The organism is Nocardia rosealba (assembly GCF_020216065.1).
Taxonomy (GTDB): domain Bacteria; phylum Actinomycetota; class Actinomycetes; order Mycobacteriales; family Mycobacteriaceae; genus Nocardia; species Nocardia rosealba.
Map to the genome: position 1 here is coordinate 545363 of NZ_JAIWNA010000003.1, position 22437 is coordinate 567799.

General features: G+C 67.7%; 26 protein-coding genes. 15 read left to right on the forward strand and 11 right to left on the reverse strand.

The genetic code is table 11. The features are described 5' to 3' along the window. Positions 1-24 precede the first annotated feature (24 nt). The 7 genes from sufC (at position 25) to LDL21_RS16030 (ending at position 4724) form a co-directional block, all read left to right on the forward strand. On the forward strand, positions 25-792 hold the full coding sequence (gene sufC / locus LDL21_RS16000) for a Fe-S cluster assembly ATPase SufC (RefSeq protein WP_067493704.1): 768 nt from the start codon (positions 25-27) through the stop codon (positions 790-792). A 5-nt stretch (positions 793-797) separates the two neighbouring features. Beyond that, entirely contained in the window at positions 798-2060 is a 1263-nt protein-coding gene (locus LDL21_RS16005) for a cysteine desulfurase (protein ID WP_225280691.1), read from the forward strand. Positions 2061-2063: 3 nt separating this feature from the next. After that, positions 2064-2540 (forward strand): Fe-S cluster assembly sulfur transfer protein SufU, encoded by a 477-nt coding sequence (gene sufU, locus LDL21_RS16010; protein WP_067636000.1) that lies wholly within the window; start codon positions 2064-2066, stop codon positions 2538-2540. Next, on the forward strand, positions 2540-2932 hold the full coding sequence (locus LDL21_RS16015) for a metal-sulfur cluster assembly factor (RefSeq protein WP_067493905.1): 393 nt from the start codon (positions 2540-2542) through the stop codon (positions 2930-2932). The genes sufU and LDL21_RS16015 overlap by 1 nt, the downstream gene beginning before the upstream one ends. Before the next feature lie 171 nt (positions 2933-3103). Next, the gene (locus LDL21_RS16020; protein ID WP_181698061.1) at positions 3104-3538 is read left to right on the forward strand and encodes a DUF4189 domain-containing protein; all 435 of its coding nucleotides are present in this window, start codon (positions 3104-3106) and stop codon (positions 3536-3538) included. A gap of 180 nt (positions 3539-3718) precedes the next feature. Continuing rightward, entirely contained in the window at positions 3719-4147 is a 429-nt protein-coding gene (locus tag LDL21_RS16025) for a DUF4189 domain-containing protein (RefSeq protein ID WP_225280692.1), read from the forward strand. Between the two features lie 148 nt (positions 4148-4295). After that, on the forward strand, positions 4296-4724 hold the full coding sequence (locus LDL21_RS16030; RefSeq protein ID WP_067635991.1) for a DUF4189 domain-containing protein: 429 nt from the start codon (positions 4296-4298) through the stop codon (positions 4722-4724). A 53-nt stretch (positions 4725-4777) separates the two neighbouring features. On the opposite strand, the gene LDL21_RS16035 is transcribed toward LDL21_RS16030, so the two are convergent. After that, entirely contained in the window at positions 4778-5410 is a 633-nt protein-coding gene (locus LDL21_RS16035) for a TetR/AcrR family transcriptional regulator (protein ID WP_181698063.1), read from the reverse strand. A 147-nt stretch (positions 5411-5557) separates the two neighbouring features. Between LDL21_RS16035 and LDL21_RS16040 the strand changes: the two genes are divergently transcribed. After that, positions 5558-6832: a PucR family transcriptional regulator gene (locus LDL21_RS16040; protein WP_181698064.1), complete on the forward strand. Its 1275-nt coding sequence runs from the start codon at positions 5558-5560 to the stop codon at positions 6830-6832. An 18-nt stretch (positions 6833-6850) separates the two neighbouring features. On the opposite strand, the gene LDL21_RS16045 is transcribed toward LDL21_RS16040, so the two are convergent. The 3 genes from LDL21_RS16045 to LDL21_RS16055 are packed head-to-tail and all read right to left on the reverse strand — an operon-like array spanning position 6851 to position 9355. Next, entirely contained in the window at positions 6851-7513 is a 663-nt protein-coding gene (locus LDL21_RS16045; protein WP_225280693.1) for a methionine ABC transporter permease, read from the reverse strand. 1 nt (position 7514) lies between these two features. Continuing rightward, positions 7515-8522: a methionine ABC transporter ATP-binding protein gene (locus LDL21_RS16050; RefSeq protein ID WP_225280694.1), complete on the reverse strand. Its 1008-nt coding sequence runs from the start codon at positions 8520-8522 to the stop codon at positions 7515-7517. Beyond that, on the reverse strand, positions 8519-9355 hold the full coding sequence (locus tag LDL21_RS16055; RefSeq protein WP_225280836.1) for a MetQ/NlpA family ABC transporter substrate-binding protein: 837 nt from the start codon (positions 9353-9355) through the stop codon (positions 8519-8521). The genes LDL21_RS16050 and LDL21_RS16055 overlap by 4 nt, the downstream gene beginning before the upstream one ends. A 461-nt stretch (positions 9356-9816) precedes the next feature. On the opposite strand from LDL21_RS16055, the gene ybiA reads away from it, so the two are divergent. Both ybiA and LDL21_RS16065 read left to right on the forward strand, forming a co-directional pair. Further along, entirely contained in the window at positions 9817-10185 is a 369-nt protein-coding gene (gene ybiA, locus LDL21_RS16060) for a riboflavin biosynthesis intermediates N-glycosidase (protein ID WP_255675060.1), read from the forward strand. 96 nt (positions 10186-10281) lie between these two features. Next, the gene (locus LDL21_RS16065; RefSeq protein WP_084456394.1) at positions 10282-10782 is read left to right on the forward strand and encodes a DUF4189 domain-containing protein; all 501 of its coding nucleotides are present in this window, start codon (positions 10282-10284) and stop codon (positions 10780-10782) included. Positions 10783-10829: 47 nt separating this feature from the next. Here the strand turns inward: LDL21_RS16065 and LDL21_RS16070 are convergent, their stop codons facing one another. Together LDL21_RS16070 and ku are read right to left on the reverse strand one after the other, a co-directional pair. Beyond that, positions 10830-11363: a GNAT family N-acetyltransferase gene (locus tag LDL21_RS16070; RefSeq protein WP_181698069.1), complete on the reverse strand. Its 534-nt coding sequence runs from the start codon at positions 11361-11363 to the stop codon at positions 10830-10832. Between the two features lie 14 nt (positions 11364-11377). Further along, positions 11378-12286: a non-homologous end joining protein Ku gene (gene ku / locus LDL21_RS16075; protein WP_225280695.1), complete on the reverse strand. Its 909-nt coding sequence runs from the start codon at positions 12284-12286 to the stop codon at positions 11378-11380. A 113-nt stretch (positions 12287-12399) separates the two neighbouring features. Between ku and LDL21_RS16080 the strand changes: the two genes are divergently transcribed. Together LDL21_RS16080 and LDL21_RS16085 are read left to right on the forward strand one after the other, a co-directional pair. Further along, positions 12400-13461 carry a lycopene cyclase family protein gene (locus LDL21_RS16080; RefSeq protein WP_225280696.1) on the forward strand — a complete coding sequence of 354 codons (1062 nt, stop codon included), beginning with the start codon at positions 12400-12402 and terminating at the stop codon, positions 13459-13461. 183 nt (positions 13462-13644) lie between these two features. Continuing rightward, positions 13645-16005, forward strand: a complete 2361-nt coding sequence (locus tag LDL21_RS16085) for an MMPL family transporter (RefSeq protein ID WP_225280697.1) — start codon at positions 13645-13647, stop codon at positions 16003-16005. Positions 16006-16047: 42 nt separating this feature from the next. Here the strand turns inward: LDL21_RS16085 and LDL21_RS16090 are convergent, their stop codons facing one another. Continuing rightward, complete coding sequence (locus tag LDL21_RS16090; protein ID WP_181698072.1) at positions 16048-16812, reverse strand: SDR family oxidoreductase; 765 nt, start codon at positions 16810-16812, stop codon at positions 16048-16050. A 149-nt stretch (positions 16813-16961) separates the two neighbouring features. Between LDL21_RS16090 and LDL21_RS16095 the strand changes: the two genes are divergently transcribed. Both LDL21_RS16095 and LDL21_RS16100 read left to right on the forward strand, forming a co-directional pair. Further along, on the forward strand, positions 16962-18593 hold the full coding sequence (locus LDL21_RS16095; RefSeq protein WP_067493732.1) for an ABC-F family ATP-binding cassette domain-containing protein: 1632 nt from the start codon (positions 16962-16964) through the stop codon (positions 18591-18593). Between the two features lie 142 nt (positions 18594-18735). After that, positions 18736-19005: a helix-turn-helix domain-containing protein gene (locus LDL21_RS16100; protein ID WP_181698073.1), complete on the forward strand. Its 270-nt coding sequence runs from the start codon at positions 18736-18738 to the stop codon at positions 19003-19005. Between the two features lie 114 nt (positions 19006-19119). On the opposite strand, the gene LDL21_RS16105 is transcribed toward LDL21_RS16100, so the two are convergent. The 4 genes from LDL21_RS16105 to LDL21_RS16120 all read right to left on the reverse strand — a co-directional run bounded on the left by LDL21_RS16105 (position 19120) and on the right by LDL21_RS16120 (position 21814). Next, entirely contained in the window at positions 19120-20079 is a 960-nt protein-coding gene (locus LDL21_RS16105; protein WP_181698074.1) for an MvdC/MvdD family ATP grasp protein, read from the reverse strand. Positions 20080-20095: 16 nt separating this feature from the next. Then, positions 20096-20512 carry a hypothetical protein gene (locus tag LDL21_RS16110; RefSeq protein ID WP_067635980.1) on the reverse strand — a complete coding sequence of 139 codons (417 nt, stop codon included), beginning with the start codon at positions 20510-20512 and terminating at the stop codon, positions 20096-20098. Between the two features lie 308 nt (positions 20513-20820). Further along, positions 20821-21240: an acyl-CoA thioesterase gene (locus LDL21_RS16115; protein WP_181698076.1), complete on the reverse strand. Its 420-nt coding sequence runs from the start codon at positions 21238-21240 to the stop codon at positions 20821-20823. 82 nt (positions 21241-21322) lie between these two features. Further along, the gene (locus LDL21_RS16120; protein WP_225280698.1) at positions 21323-21814 is read right to left on the reverse strand and encodes a cupin domain-containing protein; all 492 of its coding nucleotides are present in this window, start codon (positions 21812-21814) and stop codon (positions 21323-21325) included. Between the two features lie 65 nt (positions 21815-21879). Here LDL21_RS16120 and LDL21_RS16125 point away from each other — a divergent pair, with 65 nt between their 5' ends. Then, positions 21880-22425, forward strand: coding sequence for a MarR family winged helix-turn-helix transcriptional regulator (locus LDL21_RS16125; protein ID WP_225280699.1), 546 nt, complete (start codon positions 21880-21882; stop codon positions 22423-22425). Positions 22426-22437 lie beyond the last annotated feature (12 nt).

Below are 22437 nucleotides of genomic sequence, written 5' to 3' on the forward strand. Positions count from 1 at the left end.
ACTGCAACGAAGGATTCGAATTCGATGACCACCTTGGAAATCAAGGACCTGCACGCGGAGATCACCACCCCCGAGGGTGAGTCCAAGCAGATCCTCAACGGTGTGAACCTCACGGTGAAGTCCGGCGAGACGCACGCCATCATGGGCCCCAACGGCTCGGGCAAGTCCACGCTGTCCTACGTGATCGCCGGACACCCCAAGTACACCGTCACCCAGGGCACCATCACCCTCGACGGCGAGAACGTCCTGGACATGTCGGTCGACGAGCGTGCCCGCGCGGGCCTGTTCCTGGCCATGCAGTACCCGGTCGAGGTCCCCGGTGTCTCGATGTCGAACTTCCTGCGCACCGCCGCCACCGCCGTGCGCGGTGAGGCGCCGAAGCTGCGCACCTGGGTCAAGGAGGTGAAGGAGTCGATGAAGGAGCTCGACATCGACTCGGCCTTCGCCGACCGCTCGGTGAACGAGGGCTTCTCCGGTGGCGAGAAGAAGCGCCACGAGGTGCTGCAGCTCGGCCTGCTCAAGCCGAAGATCGCGATCCTCGACGAGACCGACTCCGGCCTCGACGTCGACGCGCTGCGCATCGTCTCCGACGGCGTGAACCGCTACAAGGATCGCGAGGACGGCGGCGTCCTGCTGATCACGCACTACACCCGCATCCTGCGCTACATCAAGCCCGACTTCGTGCACGTGTTCGTCAACGGCCGCATCGTCGCCGAAGGCGGCTCCGAGCTGGCCGAGGAACTCGACGCGAACGGCTACGTGCGCTTCACGTCCGCGACCACTGGAGCCTGACGACCATGACCGCTGTGTCCGTCTCGGGGTCGGCCCTCGACGTGGCCCGCATCCGGGCCGACTTCCCCATCCTGCACCGCACGGTGCGGGACGGGAAACCGTTGGTGTACCTGGATTCCGGTGCCACCTCGCAGCGTCCGCTGCAGGTGCTCGACGCCGAGCGTGACTTCCTGCTCACCCGCAACTCGGCGGTGCACCGCGGTGCGCATCAGCTCGCCGAGGAGGCCACCGACTCCTATGAGGACGCGCGGGAGGTCATCGCGCGCTTCGTCGGTGCCGACGCGGGCGAGATCGTGTTCACCAAGAACGCGACCGAGTCGCTGAACCTGGTGGCCAACGCCTTCGGTGACGACCGGTTCCCGTACAAGGTCGGACCCGGCGACGAGATCGTCATCACCGAACTCGAACACCACGCGAATCTCGTTCCGTGGCAGGAACTCGCGCGTCGTACCGGTGCCACCCTCAAGTGGTACGGGGTGACCGACGACGGACGCATCGATCTGGATTCGCTCGAACTGTCCTCCGCGACAAAGGTTCTCGCGTTCACCCACCAGTCGAACGTGACGGGTGCGGTGGCGCCGGTGGCCGAATTGGTCCGGCGGGCAAAGGAAGTCGGCGCGCTGGTCGTGCTCGACGCCTGCCAGTCGGTGCCGCACACGGCGGTGAACTTCCGTGAACTCGGTGTCGATTTCGCCGCGTTCTCCGGGCACAAGATGCTCGGCCCGATGGGTGTGGGCGGCCTGTACGGCCGTCGCGCGCTGCTCGAGGAGACCCCGCCGTTCATCACGGGCGGGTCGATGATCGAGACCGTCACGATGGAGAAGACCACCTACGCGCCGCCGCCGCAGCGCTTCGAGGCGGGCACCCCGATGACCTCGCAGGTCGTCGGACTCGCCGCCGCGGTGCGGTATCTCGAGAACCTCGGCATGGACGCGATCGCCGCCCACGAGCACGCGCTCACCGGTGCCGCGCTCGAAGGCCTCGGCGCGATCGATGGCGTGCGGATCATCGGACCCACCGAGAACGTGGATCGCGGTGGCGCGGTGTCGTTCGTCGTCGACGGGGTACACGCCCACGACGTGGGCCAGATCCTCGACGACCAGGGTGTCGCCATCCGGGTCGGGCACCACTGCGCGTGGCCGCTGCACCGCCGCTTCGGGGTCGCCGCGACCGCGCGGGCGTCCTTCGCCGTCTACAACACTCTCGACGAGGTCGACGCACTGGTCGCGGCCGTGCGGAAGGCTCAGACGTTCTTCGGAGTTGCATAAGACATGCGCATGGAGCAGATGTACCAGGAAGTGATCCTGGACCACTACAAGCACCCGCACCACCGCGGGCTGCGGGAACCGTTCGGTGCCCAGGTGCACCACGTGAACCCCACCTGCGGTGACGAGGTGACCCTGCGCGTGCACATCGACGACGCGGGCGAGGTCGCCGATGTCTCCTACGACGGCCAGGGCTGCTCGATCAGCCAGGCGGCCACCTCGATCCTCACCGACCAGGTGATCGGATTGCCGGTGCAGCAGGCGCTGAAGGTGGTCGACTCCTACAGTGAGATGATCTCGAGCCGAGGCACCGTCGAGGGCGACGAGGACATGATCGGCGACGGTATCGCCCTCGCCGGTGTCGCCAAGTACCCCGCGCGCGTGAAGTGCGCACTGCTGGGGTGGATGGCGTTCAAGGACGCCGTCGTGCAGATCGCCTCGGCCGAAGATGCCAAACCTGCCATGGGAAATGGGGATGCGTGATGAGTGAGACCAAGGCTGACGAAGCCACGACCGAAACCGCCGCGCCCACTCCCGAAGCGGAGTTGACGCCCGAACAGATCCAGCACATCGCGGATCTGGAAGAGGCCATGCGTGATGTGGTCGACCCCGAACTCGGGATCAACGTCGTGGACCTCGGCCTCGTCTACGGCATGTCCGTCGACGACGCCAACATCTGCACCCTCGACATGACACTCACCTCGGCGGCCTGCCCGCTGACCGACGTCATCGAGGACCAGTCCCGCAACGCCCTGGTGCGCAGCGGCCTGGTCGAAGACCTGAAGATCAACTGGGTCTGGATGCCGCCGTGGGGCCCCGACAAGATCACCGACGACGGCCGCGAACAGTTGCGCGCCCTCGGCTTCACGGTCTAGACAACACTTTTCGCCGCAGGCCCGGACCCCGCGTGGGTGCCGGGCCTGCGGCGTTTCCGTGGCCGTGTCGAAACGTGAAGTGCGTCACTACGATTGGCGGGCGGTGGTCCGAGGATGGTCCACTTGTCGGTTCCGCGATCGCGGAACTGTTTGTCAGAGGAGAACTTTCGAATGAGTTTCATGGGTAAGGCCGGCTTCGCCGTCGCGGCGCTCGGTCTTGCGGCCGGTTCGGTGTTCGGCGCCGGTGCCGCGAACGCGCAGAGCATGTTCGGCGCGATCGCTTTCAGCACGACCGATTGGACCTACGGGTCGAGCAGCAGCTGGCCGAGCGAGCAAGAGGCGCGCGAGCAGGCGATCGCGAGCTGCGGCACCAACGGCGCCGCCGACTGCAAGGTCATGATCTCGTGGGCGAACGGCTGCGGCACACTGGTCGTCAGCGACGACGGCGTCGCGGCGGCCTCGGGGCGCACCGCGGCCGAGGCCACGCGCGCTGCGTTCGAACGGCTCTCCGAGCTCACCCCGACCGCCCAGCTCGCGAACTTCGGGTCCTCGGACCTGAGTGGCGCCAAGGTCGCCCGCGTGGTCTGCACCGCGAACGCGCGCTGATCGACCGCACGACGCGGGCCCGGATCCTCTCGCAGGATCCGGGCCTGTCGTGTTTTCCGTCGGTGATGTGCCGACGTCGGTGATGTGAGATTTCGCGTTTCGGTTGGCCTTTCGCGCGAATTGCATGATGATCTGGAAAGTTCCGGACTTCCGGAACAGTTTCCAGAGGAGAACATTCGAATGAGTTTCACGAGTAAGGCCGGCTTCGCCGTTGTGGCACTCGGCCTTGCGGCCGGGTCGGTGTTCGGGGCGGGTTCGGCGAGTGCGGCGGGCGACCAGTGGGGCGCCATGGCCGTGGACGCCGACTGGTCGAACTACGGCCGTTCGGTCGACTACCCCACCCGCGCCGAGGCCGAGGCGGCGGCGCTGGAGCAGTGCGGCGCGGACGGCTGCGCTGTCGAGGTGTCGTGGGTGAACGGCTGCCTGGCCCTGGTGGAGAACGAGCAGTACGTGGCCTGGGGCAAGGGCGCCAACCGCGCCGAGGCCGAGCGGGAGGCCTACCTCGCGCTCACCGAGGGCACCCCGCAGAACCTGCTCGTCAACCTCGGCTCGTCGCAGATGGCAGGCGGCACCGTGATCGAAACGGTGTGCACCACCAACGCGAGCTGAACGCGAGAGCAATCGGACCCGGATCTCGAGCGGATCCGGGTTCTTTTGCATCGGTACCTTTACCTCTGGAGTTGGCTATTACCGAACTTTCGATGATGATCTGGAAGGTTCCGGACTTCCGGAACAGTTTCCAGAGGAGAACATTCGAATGAGTTTCATGAGTAAGGCCGGCTTCGCCGTTGTGGCACTCGGCCTTGCGGCCGGGTCGGTGCTGGGTGCCGGTTCGGCGAGCGCGGCGGGTGACCAGTGGGCGTCGGTCGCGCTGAGCGACAACGAGGCCATCTACGGCATCAGCGTGAACGAGGGCAGCGCCGAGGCCGCCATCGCCGCGGCGATCGCCGACTGCCACCTGGCCGACTGCAACGAGGTCATGACCTGGGCCAACGGCTGCGGCGTTCTGGTCCAGAGCAACGACGGCCTCGCGTGGGCGTCCGGTCCGACCCGGGCCGATGCCGAGCGCACGGCTTACGAGAGCCTGACCGAGCTGACCCCGACCGCCATGCTGGCCAACACCGGTTCGGCGAACCTGAGCGGCGCCCACGTCGTCGACGCGATCTGCACCGCCAACGCGCGCTGATCGTCACCACCTGATCGGGCCCGGATCCTTTCGCAGGATCCGGGCCTGCCGCATCACCGGGCCGTTTCGGCCTCGAGCGCCGAGGCGATCCAGGCGCCGATCATGTCGGCGGTCTGGTCGATCACCACATCGCGGTCCAGACCCTCGTCTTCCATTTCCACCGAACGCAGCGCCGTGGCGAAACCGGCGTTGAGCACCACGAACGCCATCGTGTCGATATCGATGGTCTTGGTCGGGCCGAGCAAGTGGATCAGATACAGCTTGATGATCATGCGCAGCCGCGGCTCGAATTCGGGGATACCGCTGCCGTAGAAGTGCAGGTCGGCGACGAGGGCGCGGACCAGGGGCCCGTTGGCGACGAGGATCTGCACGGCGGTGCGGATCACCTCGGCCACCGAATCGCGCGGTGTCTTGTCCGCGGCGACGGTGAGAAACTTGCTGTATCGGTCCTCCACCTGCAGAAACAGGCTGTCGGTCAGCTCTTTGACGATCTCGTCGCGGTCGTTGAAATACCGGTAGAGCGTGCCGATGCTGATGCCCGCCTCGCTCGCGATCCGGTTGGTCGAGGTATTGCCGATGCCGCGGGTGCCGAAAAGGTGAGCGGATACCTCCAGAATGCGTGCCCGCGTCTCCCTCGCCCGATCCTGTTTCGGACGTTTGCGCTGCTTATCGGCTTGTGGGGGCATCGGTGCACCTCGCGGGAAAGAGGAGTAGAAGGTGAGCGGTTACTCACCCTACAGTCATGTCACGAAGAAGGCCTCGGTGTCGGCCATCACGTTGGGACAGGTACCGGGGAAGCAGCACCGAACGGTGTGAACGAGGAGGAGTCGACGATGACGATCCCAGTGGACAGGGGGCTGACATCCACGCTGGTCACCCATTTCGTGAACAACGTGGCGACCTGCCGGACGTTGCCCGGTGACGCGATCTCCGGCGAGGTGACTTCGGTGACCAGGATGTGCCTCGAGATCTGCGCCGGGTTGCTCGACGGGCGTGACGAGGAGGCCAAGCTGCACCGGCTCGCGGTCGCGGCGGCCGGGTGGGCGCGCGAGGGCGTGCCCATCGACACGATCCTGCATGCGCTGCACGAGGGCTTCCGGATCGGTTTCGATGCCGCGTGCGCCGGGATGAGCCTGCCCGACGAGTTCCGTCGGCTGATCGCCATCTCGGATGTCCTGTGCACCACTGTGACTCGCGCCTACATCCGCGAGCACCGCGAGATCGCCGGTGAGCACCACACCGCCGTGCACACGCTCACCTCCGCCCTGCTCGCCGGGCAGCCGACCATCACGATGGCCCGCGAGTGCGGGATCGCGGTGGCCGAATCGTATGCGGTACTGGCCCTTTCGATCGGCGAGCACCCCGACGAGCACGATGCCCGCCTGAACTCCTCGGTGGTCGCGCGACGCAAGTTGCGCCGGGTGCAGGCCGCGCTGGCGCACCGGTGCGGGGAGCAGGCGCTGTCGCTGTTGTCGGTCGACGGTGGGACGCTGCTCATTCCGGCCGACCTGCTCGCCGACGATCAGCTCGACGGCCTCGTCGAAGCCCTGTCGCGGGCCGCCCGCGTGGACGTGACGGCGGCGCTGGTGACCTCGCCTGCGGCCGAGATCCCCGACGCGGCACAGCGCGCTCACGAACTGCTCGACATGGTGGAGCGGCTCGATTGCGAACCCGGCCTGTACCGCTTCGGCGATCTGGCGCTGGAATACCAGCTCACCCGCCCCGGTCCCGGCCGTGCCCGGCTCGGGGAACTGCTCGCCCCGCTGGACAAGCACCCCGAGCTGTACGAGACGCTGCGCGTGCACATCGCCAACAACATGAACCGGCAGCGAACGGCCCGCCTGCTGCACATCCACACCAACACCGTCGACTACCGGCTGCGGCGCGTCGCCCAGCTCACCGGGCTCGACCCGGCGCAGGCCTCGGGGCTGTGGCAGTTGCGGTCGGCGATGATCGCCCGCAGTTTCCACACCGGCCCGCGAGTGCCCGCCGAGCAGGTGGCCTCGACCGGCTTCGGTGGCGCGATGGGTACCAGCGGTCCGCGCCGGGCCCGGGCGGACGCCGAGGTCTGTCCCACACCGGGACTCGGCGGCGTCCGCTCGGCCTAGCTCGGCTCACCGGGTGATTCAGCGGCGCAACACCTTCCGGGCCAGCCAGTTGCCGAGGAACTGGACGGCCTGGACGCCGGCGATGATGATCAGGACGGCGACGAGGGTGACCTCCCATCGGAACTGCTGGTAGCCGTAGACGATGGCGAAGTCGCCCAGACCGCCGCCACCGACGGTGCCCGCCATGGCGGAGATGTCGACGATCGAGATCACCACGAAGGTGTAGCCGAGGATCAGCGGGCCGAGCGCCTCCGGGATCAGCAGCGTGAGGATGATGCGCAGCGGACCCGCGCCCACCGCGCGGGCCGCTTCGATCACCCCGGGGTCGACGGTGACCAGGTTCTGTTCCACGATGCGGGCGATGCCGAACGAGGCGGCGACGATCATCACGAACAGTGCCGCCTCGGAGCCGATGGTCGTGCCGACCACCTCGAGGGTGACCGGGCCGAGCGCGGCCAGCAGGATGATGAACGGAATCGGGCGCACCACGTTCACGATCACATTGAGCACCAGATAGATCGGTGTGCTGGCGAGCAGGCCGCCCTTGCGGGTGGTGTAGAGCGCGGTGCCGAGTACCAGGCCGATCAGGCCCGCGACGACGAATGTCACGCCGACCAGGTAGACGGTCGTCCCGATGGACTCGAACAGGGTGGGGCGCAGTTTCTCCCAGTCGGTGTCCATCTCAGCCCTTCCGTTCCAGATCGGCGACGACGCGGTCCACCGCGTCGTCGGGTCCGTGCAAGGCCAGGGTGATGCTGCCGAAGGTCTTGTCCTGCAGCGTGCTCACACCGCCGTAGACGATCTCGAAGCGCACGTCGGCGGCGGCCACGGCGGCCAGCGCCGCACCGATGCCGCTGTGGTCGTCGACGTCGACGGTGACCAGCCTGCCGCCGTGCAGCTCCCGCAGCCGGTCCAGTTCGCGGGCATCGGGCCGGTTGTGCAGCACGGTGCCGACGAACGATCGGGTCGACTCGGCCCGCGGTGCCGCGAAAACGTCGAAGGTGGGCGCCAATTCGACGATCCGGCCCTCGGCGAGCACCGCGACCCGGTCGGCGACCGCGCGGATCACATCCATCTCGTGGGTGATCACCACGATGGTCACCCCGAGTTCGGCATTGACCTTCTTCAGCAGCCGTAGCACCTCACCGGTGGTTTCCGGGTCGAGCGCGGAGGTCGCCTCGTCGGCGAGCAGCAGCGACGGGGACGTGGCCAGTGCCCTGGCGATTCCCACGCGCTGCTTCTGCCCACCCGAGAGCTGATCGGGATAGGCACGGGCCTTGTCGGTGAGACCGACGAATTCGAGCAGTTCGGCCACCCGCGCCTTGCGTTCGGCGCGCTTCCAGCCCGCCACCTTCAGCGGATACTCCACATTCCCCGCCGCCGTGCGGGATCGGAAAAGGTTGAACTGCTGGAACACCATGCCGATATCACGGCGCAGCGTGCGCACGGCCGACTCCGGCACCCCGGTGATGGGGGTGCCCGAGATCGTGACGGTGCCCGACGTGGGCTTCTCCAGGGCATTGATCAAGCGCACCAGGGTGGACTTGCCTGCCCCGGAATAGCCGATCACCCCGAAGATCTCACCGTGCTCGATGCGCAGATCGATACCGTCGAGCGCGACGTGCTCGTCCGCGCCGCTGCCGAACACCTTGGTGACCGAACGGAATTCGACAGCGGCGGCGGATCTCACTTGTTCGCCCGGATGCCCTGCTGCACCCGGTCGAGGATCTGTTCGAGCTCGGCGCCCGGGCGCGTCACGGCGACCGCGGTGTTCTTGGTGACCTCGGCATGCGCGGCGGCCACGGCCGGGTCCTTCCAGATCTCCACCAGCTTCAGATAGGTCGGGTTGGTCTTGTCCTCGGCGCGGGTGACGATCACGTTGATGTAGGGCTCGGCGGCCGGATTCTTCGGATCGTCCTTGTACAGCGCCGAATGCGGGTCGATGCCGGAACGCTCGAGGAAGGTGTTGTTGATCACCGAACCGTCCACCGAGGCCAGCGAGAGCGCGGTCTGCGCGGCATCGACCGGGGTCACCTTCACCTTGGACGCGCCCTTGTCGATGTCGGCCGGTGTGGGCTGGGCCGAGGTGCCGCTGAGTTTCAGCAACCCGGCGGCCTGCAGTACGAACAGGGCACGGGCCTGGTTGGTGGGATCGTTGGGGATCGCGATCTCGCCGCCGGGCGGGATGTCGGCCACCGCCTTGTGCTTCTTGGAGTACAGGCCGAGCGGCACGATGTAGGTCGAACCGATCGGGGTCAGCGTGTCCGAGCTCGCCACGTTGTACTGGCCGAGGAACTGCAGGTGCTGGAAGAGATTGACGTCGATCTGCTTCTGCGACAGCGCCGCGTTGGGCTGCTGGTAGTCGGAGAAGTTGGTGATCTTCAGCGTGATGCCCTGCTCCTTGGCCTTCTCCTCGAACACATCCCAGGCCTTGTCCTTGTCGGTGGTGCCGATCCGGACAACGGTGCCCGATTCCGCGTCGTCCGAGCCGCACGCCGTGAGGGTCAGGGCAGCGGTTGCCATGAGGACCGGGATCGCCAGTACCCGACGGAATTTCACTTGTACTCCCGAATTGCTCGCCATTGATGAACTCGGTCATCCAAGCCGCGCCCACCCCTGCCCGACAACGGTTCGAATTGCCTCGAGCCAAACCCTCACCAATAGTTGGACGCCCGTCTAACTTGCGGGCCTTGCAAGGCATGGGTCTCCTGCTCGGCGCGCTCGGTGCCGCCACGAAAAGCCCTTGGCGCGTAGCTCGTGCCGCATATATAGTTCATATGACCAAAACTAGAGACCGGGGTGGGCCGTGCGATCGGTCGAAGAACTGTGTGCGGCTGTCGAGCAGGGGGCTGTGCCGAAATACCTGCTGTTCTGGGGGCATCGGCCGCGTGCGGGCGGGACGCTCGGTTCGGGCTGCCTGAGTCAGTGGTGGCCCGCGCCCTTCTCGGTCGACGGGGAGCGGCTCGCCACCGCCCGAGCACTACATGATGTGGCGCAAGGCGCTGCTGTTCGGTGATTCCGAGGCGGCCGGGCGAGTGCTCGAGGTCGCCCATCCCGCCGAGGCGAAAAAGATGGGCAGGCTGGTTCGGGGGTTCGACCAAAGTATTTGGGAGGAAGCGCGATTCGACATCGTCGTGGCGGGCAGTGTGGCGAAATTCGGATCGGATGCGGGGTTGCGGTCGTATTTGGCGGGCACGGCGGGGCGGGTGCTCGTGGAGGCGAGTCCGCTGGATCGGGTGTGGGGGATCGGGCTGTCGGCGACGGACGAGCGGGCGGGTGATCCCGCGCGATGGCGGGGACTGAATCTGCTGGGGTTCGCCTTGATGCGGGCGCGTGCCGAACTCGGTGGGTAGAGCTATTCGGGAAAGGTATTTCTCGGTGGGGCTGTGGGCGTTCATGATTGGGGGTGGTCCCGGTCTGGGACCGAACTTTCGATGGGGAGAATTCTGATGTCTGTTGTGGGCAAGTACGCCCTCGGTGTGGCCGCCGTGTCCGCGGTGGCCGCCTTCACGGTGGTCGCCGCGGGTCCGGCCGCCGCCGGTGCCAGCGGTGTGGCGATCGCCGAAGCACCCGGTTACACCGCCGTGTCACGTGATGGCGGATTCCAGGCCGCCGCCGGTGACCTCTACGGCGCGCTCGCGCTGTCGTCGGACGAGGCCGTGGTCGCGTCCGCGGTGAACTACGGCAGCTGGGCAGATGCCCAGCATGCCGCGCTCGCCGAGTGCGGTGTATGGGACTGCCAGGTGGTCGTCTCGTTCCGCAATGCCTGCGGTGCGGTGGCCCAGGGCGCCGACTACCGGTTCGGCTGGTCGTGGGACCACTCGCTGGCCGCCGCCGAGCGGTCGGCGGTGGATGTGCTCGGTTTGAGCGCCCCGCCGTTCCCCGACCTGGGTTCGGCGTCGCCGCGTCCGGCGCGGGTCATTCTGTCCGCCTGCACGGCGAACGTCTGACGCATTTCTCGACAAGGGGCGCGAACCGAAGGGTTCGTGCCCCTTTTTCATCGTCGCGGGTGGTCGAGCGACAGACGGCCACGCCGGACGAGATCGTGTTTGGCGATCGGCGGCAGCGGGTCGTCGCCCGGCGTCTCGGGGTTGGTACGAACCAGCAGGGTGACGGTCGCGGCTGGCACGAAACCGCTGCGCCGCATCAGTGCCGCCGAGGCACCGTTGCGTTCCTCCACGTCGGTGACGATGTGCTGGGCACCACGCGCGAACAACGCCTCCGAGCAGACGTCGACCAACCGCCGGGCGATGCCGTGCCCCTGCATATCCGGCGCCACCGCGATCCACTCGAGGTAGGCCCAGTCGTCACGGTGCTCGAACTCCATCGAACCGAGCACGAAGCCGACCACCCGATCGGAGTCCAGGGCCACCCAGCAGGCGTTGTCGGGACTGTCCAGATGCTCGGCGACGGCCGTCAGCGACCAGGACGTATACGGCTTGGTCGTCGTGTCGAAAACCTGATGCCCGAGGTCGAGAACCTGACGCAGATGCCCCAGACCCATCGGTACGACGGCGATCGCTTGGTCCATGGGCCCAGTGTGCCCTAGGCCCCCTTGCGGGCCGTGGACTTGCTCGCCGTGGATTTGCTCGCCGACTTGCGCGGTGCCGCCTTCTTGGCCGCGGCCTTCTTCGCCGGCTTCTTCTTCGGGGCGGCCGACTCGCCTTCGCGCCGCCCGCTCGCCTCGAGGCTGCGCTGCAAGGCGGCCACCAGATCGACCACCTCGGCATCGGGCTGTTCGGCCGGTTCGGCGGCGGTCGATTCGACCTTGCCGGTGCCGCTGGCAATCGCCTCGTCCAGCAATTTCTGCAATTCGATCTGGTATTCGTCGGTGTATTCGCCCGGATCGAAATCACCCGACATCGACTCGACCAGCGTTTCGGCCATCTTCAATTCCTGGGGGCGCGGGGTCGGCGCGTCCTCGAGCGACGGGAAGTCGACCGCGCGCACCTCGTCGGGCCACAGCAATGTCTGCAGCACCAGCACGCCCTCACGCACGCGCAGCGCCGCCAACCGGGTCTTCTGCCGCAACGTGAAATGCACGAGTGCCGTCTTGTCGATCCGTTCGAGTGTCGCGGCCAGCAGTTGATACGCCTTCGGTGTCGCCGAATCGGGTTCCAGGTAATAACTCTTGTCGAACAGCACGGGGTCGATCTGATCCGACGGCACGAATTCCAGCACCGGGATCTCGTGCTTCTCCGCGGCGGGCAATTTGGCGAAGTCCTCGTCGGTGAGCACTACCTGCTCGCCGTCCGGCGACACATATGCCTTGTCGATATCGGAGAACTGCACCGATTTGCCGCACACCTGGCAGACCCGGTCGTATTTGATCCGGCCCCCGTCCTTGGCGTGGACCTGATGAAACCGGATGTCATGGTCCTCGGTCGCGGTGTAGACCTTGACCGGGACGTTGACCAGCCCGAAAGCGATCGAGCCCTTCCAGATCGACCTCATAGACCCCATCATGATCGATCCGTGCTCCGGGGGCGAGCGGGCGATGCACAACCGGTGCCCCGTCGTAATGCGCCGGCGCTTGATTCGATGAAGGGTCTGGTCAAATTGTCGGCGTGCGCGTTGAGTTGATCGTTTGTGGGTTGGGGCCCGCGGGCAGGGCCGTGGCCCACCGGGCGGCCGTGCGGGGTTTGTCGGTGGTGGCGATCGATCCTCGTCCGGAGCGGACGTGGACGGCGACCTATGCGGCGTGGGCGGACGAGGTCCCGGAGTGGGTGGGTGACGAGGTCTTCGCCGGAGACGGCGTGGAACCGACGGTGTGGGCGACAGGGGAGCACCGGATCGGGCGGGGGTACCGGGTATTCGATACGCCGCGGTTGCAGAACGCCCTGGCGGTGGACGGAGTGCGGGTGATCGCGGACCGGGTCACCCAGGTGGACGCGCGGGCGGGCTCGGTGCGGACGGCAGGTGGGCACGTGTTCCACGGCCGGGTGATCGATGCGCGGGGAGTCGGACGCGCGGCGCAGCGGGCTGAGCAGACCGCCTACGGGGTGATGATCGAAGCGGACGAGCCCTGCGTGTTCATGGACTGGCGGCTCGACAACGGTGCCGGACCCGACGAACCACGGTCGTTCCTCTACACGGTGCCGGTGGCGAAGGGCCGGATGCTGTTCGAGGAGACATGTCTGGCCGGGCGCCCAGCACTGACCCCCGAGCTGTTGCGCACGCGACTGGAATTCCGGCTCCGGCAGCGCGGCATCGAACTCGACGGCACGGAACCCGTTGAGCGCGTGCGGTTCCCGGTGGAGGGCGGCAAGCCCGGTGACGGCCGGTTCGGAGCCGCGGGCGGCCTGATCCACCCCGCCACCGGATACAGCGTCGCGGCCTCACTCGCCGCCGCCGACACCGTCGTCGAGGGCAACCGGCTGTGGACCGCACGCGCACGCGCGGTCGCGGCCCTGCGCCGGGCCGGACTACGGTCCCTGCTCGCCCTCCCGCCCCGCGATATACCGGTCTTCTTCGAGGCGTTCTTCGAACTCCCAGCGGCCCAGCAGCGCTCGTATCTGTCCGGCCACGACGACCTGACCGGCACTCTCGCCGCGATGACGACCCTGTTCGTCGGCCTCCCGCGCCGGGTGCGCCGGACCGTCGCCACCTCCTCACTCGGACTCGGCTGAGCGGCAGCGGTAACGGGGATATCGGAGCGACGGCGCGAACGTCGCGGGGTTGCTAACATCGCCGGGCGAACGCGCCGACCCGCCAGCAGGATCGGGCCGACGAGGCGGGCCGACCGGGTGACACCGAATACCGCACGTCGAGATGCGTGCCGCAGTGTTGCTCGACGAGACAGGGGTATACCGGTGTTCGAATTCACCAAGCGGCGTGGCTGCTGGGTGCTCGGTGTTTTCGCGGTGCTCGCGCTGGTGCTCGGAGCACTCGGCGCGACGCTGTTCGACCGGGTGGAGGGCGGCGGTTACACCGACAGCGGCAGCGAGTCCAGCCGGGCGCTCGACGTGCTACGCGACGAATTCGGCCAGGGCCCACCGAATCTGGTGCTGCTGGTGGAAACCGAGGACTCGGTCGACGACCCCGAGTCCACCGCCGCCGCGACAGCGCTCGTCGCCAACCTGCAGGAACGCGCCGGTATCACCGACGTGTTGTCCTACTGGACCACCCACCAGCCCGCGCTGCGCAGCCTCGACAACAAACAGGGCCTGATCGTGGCCACGGTCCTCGGCAGCGAACGTGAGATCGACGAACGGGTCGCCGCTGTCGCCGACGACCTCGCGGGCACCCAGGGCGAACTGCGGGTCCGCGTGGGCGGTTTCGCGATGCTCATGCACGAGACCGTCGAACAGAGCAAGACCGACATCGTCAAGGGCGAGGCCATCGCGTTCCCGCTCACGCTGCTTGCGCTGCTGTTCGTGTTCGGTGGGCTGGTCGCGGCGAGCCTGCCGCTGCTGGTCGCCGTGGTCACCGTGCTGATGACGATGGGCACGCTGTGGTTGCTCGCCGTGTTCACCCCGCTCGCGGTCACCGCGACCAACGTGGCGACTCTGCTCGGGCTCGGCCTGGCCATCGACTACAGCCTGCTGATCGTCAACCGCTACCGCGACGAACTCACCGAGGGCCGCACCCCGGCCGATGCCGTGCGCGCCACCCTGCGCACGGCGGGCCGCACCGTCGCGTTCTCCGCGCTCACCGTCGCGGTGGCGCTGGCGGGTCTGGTGTTCTTCCCGCTGCTGGCCATCCGGTCGATGGGGTACGCGGGCGTGATCGTCGCGGGCCTCGCCGCCCTGGTCTCTCTGACCGTGCTGCCCGCGATCCTGCTGCTGCTCGGCACCAACATCGACCGTGGTCAGCTCGGCTGGTGGTTCCTGCGCGCGCCACGGCCCGCACCGGGCGAGGGCGCCTGGCACAAACTGGCCACCGCCGTCATGGGCAAACCGATCCCGATCGGGCTCGCCGTCGCCGCGGTGCTGTTGCTGCTGGGCACCCCCTTCCTCGGGGTGAAACTCGGCTTCCCGGACGAACGGGTGCTGCCCCCGTCGATGAATTCGCGACAGGTCGCCGAGACCGTGCAGCGCGACTTCGGCGACAGCGACCAGGACACCCTCGTCGCGGTCCTGCCCGACAGTGCCTACAGCGCCGAGGGATTGGACGCCATCGCGCGCACGATGTCGGACCTGGACAATGTGCGCCGTGTCGACACCGCCACCGGCAGCTACGCCCAGGGCGGGCGGCTGGCCGAGCCGACCGCGCTCAACGCCCGCTTCCGGGCCGAACGGGCCGCCTACCTGTCGATCGTCCCGTCCACCGGTGACAGCCACGAACTCGGCGCCCTGGTGGAACAGCTTCGCGCCCAGGACGTTCCGAGCGAGATCCTGATCGGCGGGGTCGCGGCGGCCAATGTCGACTCGGTGAACGCCATCGAAGACGCCCTGCCGTGGGCGCTGGGCTTCGTGGTGATCCTGATGCTGATCGTGCTGTTCCTGCTCACCGGCAGCGTGGTGCTCCCGGTGCTCGCGGTGATCCTCAGCGCGCTCAGCCTCACCGCCACCTTCGGAGCGCTGGTCTGGATCTTCCAGGACGGGCATCTGTCGGGAGTGCTCGGCTTCACCGTCACCGGTGACCTCTCGGCCACCGTTCCGGTGATGCTGTTCGCCGCCGCGTTCGGCCTGGCGATGGACTACCAGGTGTTCCTGCTCTCGCGCATCCGCGAAGAGTACGACCGCACCGGCAAGAACGAGGCGGCCGTCGCGCTCGGCCTGGAACGGATCGGGCGCATCGTCACCGCGGCCGCCATCCTGATCTCGCTGGTGTTCCTCGGGTTCCTGGCCTCCGACATCACCTTCATGAAGGCGTTCGGCATCGGTTTGCCGCTGGCGGTGATCGTGGACGCCACGCTGGTGCGCGGGTTCCTGCTGCCCGCCGCGATGAAGGTGCTCGGCGAGGCCAACTGGTACGCACCGGATTTCCTGCGCAGGCTGCACGACCGGTGGGGTCTCGACGAGGGTGGCTCACGCGCGAATCATCCGGTGCCGGTGCGTGATCCGCTCGGCGTCACCGGGAAGCCGACCGTCGAGGTGATCGACCCGCTCGCTCGCGCCGAGGCCGAGCGTGCGGCCGCCGCCAAGGGCGACGACCCGCTCGCGCGCGCCGAGGCGGAGCGTGCGGCCGCCAAGGGTGACGAGGCGCTGGCGGGCGCTCGCGAGGAATGAGCCGAACGGGGCGGGCCGGGCAACGGCCGCCCCGTTCCCGTCTCAGATGCCGCCGGTGGCCAGCAACCCGCCGTCGACGCGAACACAGTCGCCGGTGATCCAGGACGCCTCGTCCGACACCAGGAAGGTGATCAGGCGCGCCACATCCTCGGGGGAGCCGAGGCGCTTCATCGGGTACACGCTGGCGGCCCGTTCCTCGTCGGCGGAGAACAGGGCATCGGCGAACTTGGTCTTCACGACACCGGGCGCCACCGCGTTCACCCGGATGTTCGGGCCGAGCTGCCACGCCAGCTCCTCGGTGAGCCGGATCAACGCCGCCTTGGAGGCGCCGTAGGCCGAGATCACCCCCGAGGAGCGGATACCGGCCACGCTCGCCACGTTCACCACGGCACCGCCGTGCTCAGCCATCCATGCCTTGTATGCCTGCTGGACATAGCCGAGCGCGGCCACGACGTTCACGTCGAAGATCTTGCTCACGGCGTTGAGATCGGCGTCCATCAGCGGACCGAACACCGGGTTGATGCCGGTGTTGTTGATCAGGATGTCGAGGGAACCGAACTCGGTGACCGCCCGCGACACTGCCTCGGCCCGCGCGTCGGCGTCACCGGAGTTGCCCGCGACGGTGCTCACCTGGCCCTTGTGTCCGAGGGCGCGCAACTCCTGCGCGGCAGCTTCGAGCGGTTCGGGTTTGCGGGCGGTGATCAGCACATTCGCACCCGCGCGCAGCAGTTCGGCGGCCGTCGCCAAGCCGATGCCCCGGCTGGCGCCGGTGACGAGAGCGGTACGGCCAACTAGATCGGTAGTCATGCGACGAGAGTAACCACGCTCACATCCGTCGGCGCCAGGTTCGAGGCGCCGACAGCGGGGCGGTAAAATAAGTGGTTCTTGCCGGAACCGTCGGTGCACCATGGAGACGGTTCGGCGACCATCTGCTTTCGACATCGAGGAGAAGCTCTGTGATCACGGCGACCGACCTGGAGGTCCGGGCCGGAGTCCGCACCCTGCTCTCGGCTCCCGGGCCGGCGCTGCGGGTGCAGTCCGGCGACCGGATCGGACTGGTCGGGCGCAACGGCGCGGGCAAGACCACCACCCTGCGCATTCTCGCGGGTGAGGGCGAGCCCTACGCCGGAAAGATCACGCGCTCCAGCGAGATCGGTTACCTGCCGCAGGATCCCAAGGAGGGCGATCTCGACGTGATCGCCCGCGACCGCGTGCTGTCGGCCCGCGGTCTCGACGCGCTGATCCGCGACATGGAAAAGCAGCAGCTGCGCATGGCCGAGGTCGCCGACGACGCCGAACGCGAGAAGGCCATCCGCAAGTACGGGCGCCTGGAAGACCAGTTCTCCTCCCTCGGCGGCTACGTCGCCGAGAGCGAGGCCGCGCGCATCTGCAACAGCCTCGGCTTGCCCGACCGGATCCTCGACCAGCAGCTGCGCACCCTCTCCGGTGGTCAGCGGCGCCGCATCGAGCTGGCCCGCATCCTGTTCTCCGCCTCCGACGGCAGCGGCGGGCGCTCCGACCGCATCCTGCTGCTCGACGAGCCGACCAACCACCTCGACGCCGACTCCATCACCTGGTTGCGCGGGTTCCTGCAGAACCACGACGGCGGCCTCATCGTCATCAGCCACGACGTGGACCTGCTCGACGCCGTGGTGAACAAGGTGTGGTTCCTCGACGCGGTGCGCGGTGAGCCCGACGTGTACAACATGGGCTGGAAGAAGTACCTCGACGCCCGCGCCACCGACGAGCAGCGCCGCGTCCGCGAGCGCGCCAACGCGGAGAAGAAGGCGAGCGCGCTGCGTCAGCAGGCCGCCAAGCTCGGCGCCAAGGCCACCAAAGCCGCTGCGGCACACCAGATGGTGCGTCGCGCCGAACGGTTGATCTCCGAACTCGACGACGTGCGCGTGGCCGACAAGGTGGCCCGCATCCGGTTCCCCGAACCCGCGCCGTGCAGCAAGACTCCGCTCATGGTCAAGGACCTGACCAAGCTCTACGGTTCGCTCGAGATCTTCACCGGCGTGAACTTCGCCGTGGACAAGGGATCTCGCGTCGTGGTGCTCGGCCTCAACGGTGCCGGTAAGACGACCATGCTGAAACTGCTCGCCGGGGTGGAGACACCCACCGCCGGTGGTGTCGAACAGGGCCGTGGCCTCAAGGTCGGCTACTTCGCCCAGGAACACGACACCCTCGACGACCAGGCGACGGTGTGGGAGAACATCCGCCACGCCTCCCCGGACGCGGGCGAGCAGGAACTGCGAAGTCTGCTCGGCGCCTTCATGTTCAGCGGCCCGCAGCTCGAGCAGCCGGCGGGCACCCTGTCCGGTGGTGAGAAGACCCGTCTCGCGCTGGCCGGTCTCGTCTCCTCGGCGGCCAATGTGCTGCTGCTCGACGAACCGACCAACAACCTCGACCCGGTCTCGCGCGAACAGGTCCTCGACGCACTGCGCACCTACGCGGGCGCGGTGGTGCTGGTGACCCACGACCCGGGCGCGGCCGAGGCGCTGAACCCGGAACGGGTGATCCTGCTGCCCGACGGCACCGAGGACCACTGGTCGGCCGAGTACGCCGAACTCATCGATCTCGCCTGAGCGAACTCGCTCTTCAGCACGGAGATCGGTGTGTCGCGAGGGAACTCGCGGGGTTTTCGTGAGGTTCGTCACTGTTTTTCGTTGATCGCCGGGTGCGGAGTGTCTAGCCTGGAATGAGCTGCTCGGCGACTCGGAGGAAGCCATGAGCGACAGTGCGAGACAGGCCGCTCGATCGGCCAAGGCAACATCGACAGGCAAGGCCGCGCTGGGGAAGGGCACCCGGGTCACGGGCAAGTCCCGTGACAGGTTGCAGTCCCAGCTGAAGAAGCAGTACGAGGCGGGTGCCAGCATCCGCTCCCTGGCCAGGGCGACCGGCCGCTCGTACGGCTTCATTCACAATGTGCTGGTCGAATCGCATGTCGAGCTGCGCGGTCGCGGCGGCGCCAACCGCAGGAAGAACCCTGAGACATAGCGGCTGGCGCCGCGGTTCTCGGCCCGGGAGGCCTCGATCTTCCCTCCCTCCGGGCACTCCTTCGTCGCACCCTCCGCTCAGTCCAGATCGAGGCGGCCGAGAACCCTGGACTGATCACCAGCCGGGAACCGCGCCGTCACCCTGCACCAGCAGATTCGCCAGGCTGGTGAACAGGGGCAGACCCGTCTTGATCTCCAGGTAGGCGAACTGGCCCTGCGGATTCACCTCGAGGAAGTAGTACTCGCCGTCGACGCCCAAGCGCAGGTCGACCACACCGAAACTCAAGCCGAGCGCGCCCATCAGGGTGGCCAGCGACTTGCTCACCGAGGCGGGTAGCCGGTCGGGGGCGAACGCCACCGAGGTGTCGAGCCGCGAGTCGACCCGGCCGACACCCGCCTGTGAGTCGATGCGCACCGCCCATTCGACGCCGTCGACCCACACCACCCGCAGATCGCAGGTGGCGTCCACGTAATCCTGGAAGGTCGTCGGCGTCGAACGGATCGATGTGAGCCGGCCCAGCTCGGGCCGGGTGATGATGCGTGTCTCGGAGAACTCACCACGGCCCGTGCCGGTGCGTTTGTAAACCACGGGGACCGAACGGGATTCGACGAAGCTGCGCGCCTCGTCCGGGTCGTTGGTGATGAGCGTTTCCGGGACGGCGAAACCGGCCCGGTGCGCCGTTTCGAGCTGCACGATCTTGCGGCTCGCGGTGCGTTCGGCGGCCGGGTCGTTCACCCAGTACGCCGGAATCGACCACAGCATCCCCTGCAGGAAACCGTCGCATTCGGCCTGGCGGAACTCGTCGTCGGCGGCACGCACGCCGTGCGGGACGCGGCACGGGTGCGGCCTGCGCCACCACACCGCACGCACGTCGTCCAGGCCGTGCACATGCGACAACGCCCGATTCGTTCCCGCCTTGTCGAGACGGAAACTGCCTGTCTCGGAAGGGAAGTCGCGCAGGTCGAGCCGGATGGGATCGAGGCGGTGGTGCTCGCGCAACGTGACGGCCAGTGCGTCGGCGTGCAGGTCGTCGGTTTCGGAGACGATGAGCACCGCGTCGGTCGCGCGTTCCATGACTGTGTCGGCCGTTTCAGTCGAGACTGTCGCAGTTGATGCCGTCGTGGAAGGTGAACGTCGCCCCGGAGGTGCCGCCACGCTCGGCGATCCGCAGTTTCGCCGCCCAGCTGCGGGTGGCTTCGGCGAGTTGCTCGTCGCCGAGGGCTTCCGACGGTGCGGGTGCCAGCGTGATGGGTCGTTCGACGAGTTCCACGCGCATCCGGCGGGTGAAATCGGCGGTGGCGCCGGGCCGGATGTCGACCTGCACCTGTCGCCCCTCCGCCGCGCGCTCCTCGGTGAGCCGCAGGATGTCGCGGCGATCGAAGGTCCAGGTCCCGCCGTCGACGCGGACCGAGACATCGCGCTCGGACTCGGCCACCAGCTGTCCGCGCAAGGCGGGGCCCCGGCTTCGGGACGACGCGGTAGCGGGGAGGTGGATGGCGTCGGTCATGGGCACTCACTCCGATCTTCTCGTCTGCTCGCGATTTGCCAGAACCCCTCTAGGCGCTTCGGATCATAACGTGAGCGAACCTTTCACCGAGGGTGTTCGCGAGATTTACGGAGCGCCGGGCAAACCGCCGAGCGGCGCGTGATCGCCTAGCGGGACGAGAATTTCGGGCAACCGGAGTGTGTGCAGGTATCCGACACGGGCAATCGATCAGCAAACGAAAACAGCAACGGCGCGGCAGGCACCCCGGCGAAGTTGCCGGTCGATACCTGCCGCGCCGTCGGCCATGTCCCGCGGCGTCGGCCGCTATGTCACAACCCGAGGATTTCGGGGTTCTCGGCGAGGGAGCGGAAGTGGCCCGCGGGATCGGCGACGAGTCGGCGGGTGGTCAGGTCCATCGCCCCCGCGGTGACGGTGATCTCGGCGGCGACCGTGCCGTCGAGTTTGATGATCCGGTGGTGGAAGCGGAACACCTTCTCGCCGTCGCGCCAGTCGAAGGCGCAGGTCACGGTGACTTCGTCACCGCCGCGCAGTTCGCGCTTGTACTTGATCGTCGACTCGAGCACCACCGCGCCGATGCCGCTGGCGATGAACTTGTCCTGCGGGATGCCTGCCGCGCGGAGCAGTTCCCAGCGCGCGTGCTCACCGTACTGGTGGTAGACGGCGTGGTTCAGGTGGCCTTGGGTGTCGAGCTCGTAGCCGCGGACGAGGACCGGTACCGAGAACGTCATACAGCGTACAACTGGCGCCTTCGCGCGCAATGTTCCCGATTCCGGTGCAACCTCGGCCACATTCCGGCCGCCCGCGTATAGGTCAGCGGCGCTGGGCGTTCCGTTCGGCTGTCCACGCGGGCGCGTCGATGAAGTAGTTGTCGAATTCCGCTTGGGCGGCGAGGAGTTCGGTGTGATCCGCCGTGCCCTTCGCGAGCCGGTCGAGCAGGCGGAAGTACTCGAATCGCTGCACGCCCGGCATCAGCGCGATGAGGATGCGGGCTCCGCTGTCGGGTGTGGCGCCGAAGGCGTGCGGCATCTGCCGTGGCACGACGAGCGATCCGCCCGCGCCCACGGTGAGGATGCGGCCGCCCGCCATCACCTGCAGCTCGCCGTCGGCGACGTAGAACAGCTCGTCGGAGCGGGTGTGATAGTGCGGCGCGGCCCCGTCGGCGCCCTGGTCGAGGGTCACTTCCACGGTGCTCACCGTGCCGTCGCTTGCCTCGGAATCGGCGAGCAGTCGCACGCGGCCGCGGTCGGTGCCCAGCGTCTCGGCGTCCTCGGGCAGGCAGAGGGCGATATCGCGGGTGTCCATGACAGTTCCGTTCGTCGGTTGATAATTCGCTACCGAACTATATCCCGTCGAATAGAATCCTGTCCATGGATGAATCGACCGCCGACGCCGTAGACGCGATCGCCGCACAGTGGCGCCGCGAACGCCCCGACCTCGACCTGGCGGCGATGGCGGTGTTCGGCCGACTCGGTCGGCTGCTGAATGTCGCCACGGCCCGGATCGAATCCGTGTTCACCGCGCACGGCTTGCAGCGCGGGGAGTTCGATGTGCTTGCCGCGCTTCGCCGTTCGGGTGCGCCGTTCGAACTCAATCCCTCGGTACTCGCGGACACTCTGATGTTGTCGCGCGCGGGCATGACCGGGCGGATCGACCGGCTGGAGGCGGCGGGGCTGGTGCGGCGCATCGCGGATCGGGTGGATCGGCGGGCCGTGCGGGTAGCGCTCACCGAGCAGGGCCGAGAGCTGGTCGACCGGGTCGTCGTCGCGCACACCCAGAACGAGACGGCCATGCTGTCGGTGCTGGACCGCGACGATCAGGTAGCGCTCGACAGGATCGCGCGAAAGTTGTTGGGGGAGTGGGAGAACGGACCCGATCCCGCTGCGGGGGATGGAGGCACGCGGTCTTCCCGCTGAGCGCTCGGGCGG

Bases quoted from the DNA above. Each gene is read 5' to 3' on its own strand.
- LDL21_RS16055 (WP_225280836.1), bottom strand. From the start codon at position 9,355: ATGGCAACCGCTGCCCTGACCCTCACGGCGTGCGGCTCGGACGACGCG.
- LDL21_RS16030 (WP_067635991.1), top strand. From the start codon at position 4,296: ATGAGTTTCATGAGTAAGGCCGGCTTCGCCGTTGTGGCACTCGGCCTT.
- sufU (WP_067636000.1), top strand. From the start codon at position 2,064: ATGCGCATGGAGCAGATGTACCAGGAAGTGATCCTGGACCACTACAAG.
- LDL21_RS16025 (WP_225280692.1), top strand. From the start codon at position 3,719: ATGAGTTTCACGAGTAAGGCCGGCTTCGCCGTTGTGGCACTCGGCCTT.
- LDL21_RS16115 (WP_181698076.1), bottom strand. From the start codon at position 21,240: ATGACGTTCTCGGTACCGGTCCTCGTCCGCGGCTACGAGCTCGACACC.
- LDL21_RS16105 (WP_181698074.1), bottom strand. From the start codon at position 20,079: ATGGAACGCGCGACCGACGCGGTGCTCATCGTCTCCGAAACCGACGAC.
- LDL21_RS16015 (WP_067493905.1), top strand. From the start codon at position 2,540: ATGAGTGAGACCAAGGCTGACGAAGCCACGACCGAAACCGCCGCGCCC.
- LDL21_RS16120 (WP_225280698.1), bottom strand. From the start codon at position 21,814: ATGGACACCCGCGATATCGCCCTCTGCCTGCCCGAGGACGCCGAGACG.
- LDL21_RS16110 (WP_067635980.1), bottom strand. From the start codon at position 20,512: ATGACCGACGCCATCCACCTCCCCGCTACCGCGTCGTCCCGAAGCCGG.
- LDL21_RS16100 (WP_181698073.1), top strand. From the start codon at position 18,736: ATGAGCGACAGTGCGAGACAGGCCGCTCGATCGGCCAAGGCAACATCG.
- LDL21_RS16005 (WP_225280691.1), top strand. From the start codon at position 798: ATGACCGCTGTGTCCGTCTCGGGGTCGGCCCTCGACGTGGCCCGCATC.
- LDL21_RS16040 (WP_181698064.1), top strand. From the start codon at position 5,558: ATGACGATCCCAGTGGACAGGGGGCTGACATCCACGCTGGTCACCCAT.
- LDL21_RS16125 (WP_225280699.1), top strand. From the start codon at position 21,880: ATGGATGAATCGACCGCCGACGCCGTAGACGCGATCGCCGCACAGTGG.
- ybiA (WP_255675060.1), top strand. From the start codon at position 9,817: ATGATGTGGCGCAAGGCGCTGCTGTTCGGTGATTCCGAGGCGGCCGGG.
- LDL21_RS16070 (WP_181698069.1), bottom strand. From the start codon at position 11,363: ATGGACCAAGCGATCGCCGTCGTACCGATGGGTCTGGGGCATCTGCGT.
- LDL21_RS16020 (WP_181698061.1), top strand. From the start codon at position 3,104: ATGAGTTTCATGGGTAAGGCCGGCTTCGCCGTCGCGGCGCTCGGTCTT.
- LDL21_RS16035 (WP_181698063.1), bottom strand. From the start codon at position 5,410: ATGCCCCCACAAGCCGATAAGCAGCGCAAACGTCCGAAACAGGATCGG.
- LDL21_RS16090 (WP_181698072.1), bottom strand. From the start codon at position 16,812: ATGACTACCGATCTAGTTGGCCGTACCGCTCTCGTCACCGGCGCCAGC.
- ku (WP_225280695.1), bottom strand. From the start codon at position 12,286: ATGAGGTCGATCTGGAAGGGCTCGATCGCTTTCGGGCTGGTCAACGTC.
- sufC (WP_067493704.1), top strand. From the start codon at position 25: ATGACCACCTTGGAAATCAAGGACCTGCACGCGGAGATCACCACCCCC.
- LDL21_RS16065 (WP_084456394.1), top strand. From the start codon at position 10,282: ATGTCTGTTGTGGGCAAGTACGCCCTCGGTGTGGCCGCCGTGTCCGCG.
- LDL21_RS16045 (WP_225280693.1), bottom strand. From the start codon at position 7,513: ATGGACACCGACTGGGAGAAACTGCGCCCCACCCTGTTCGAGTCCATC.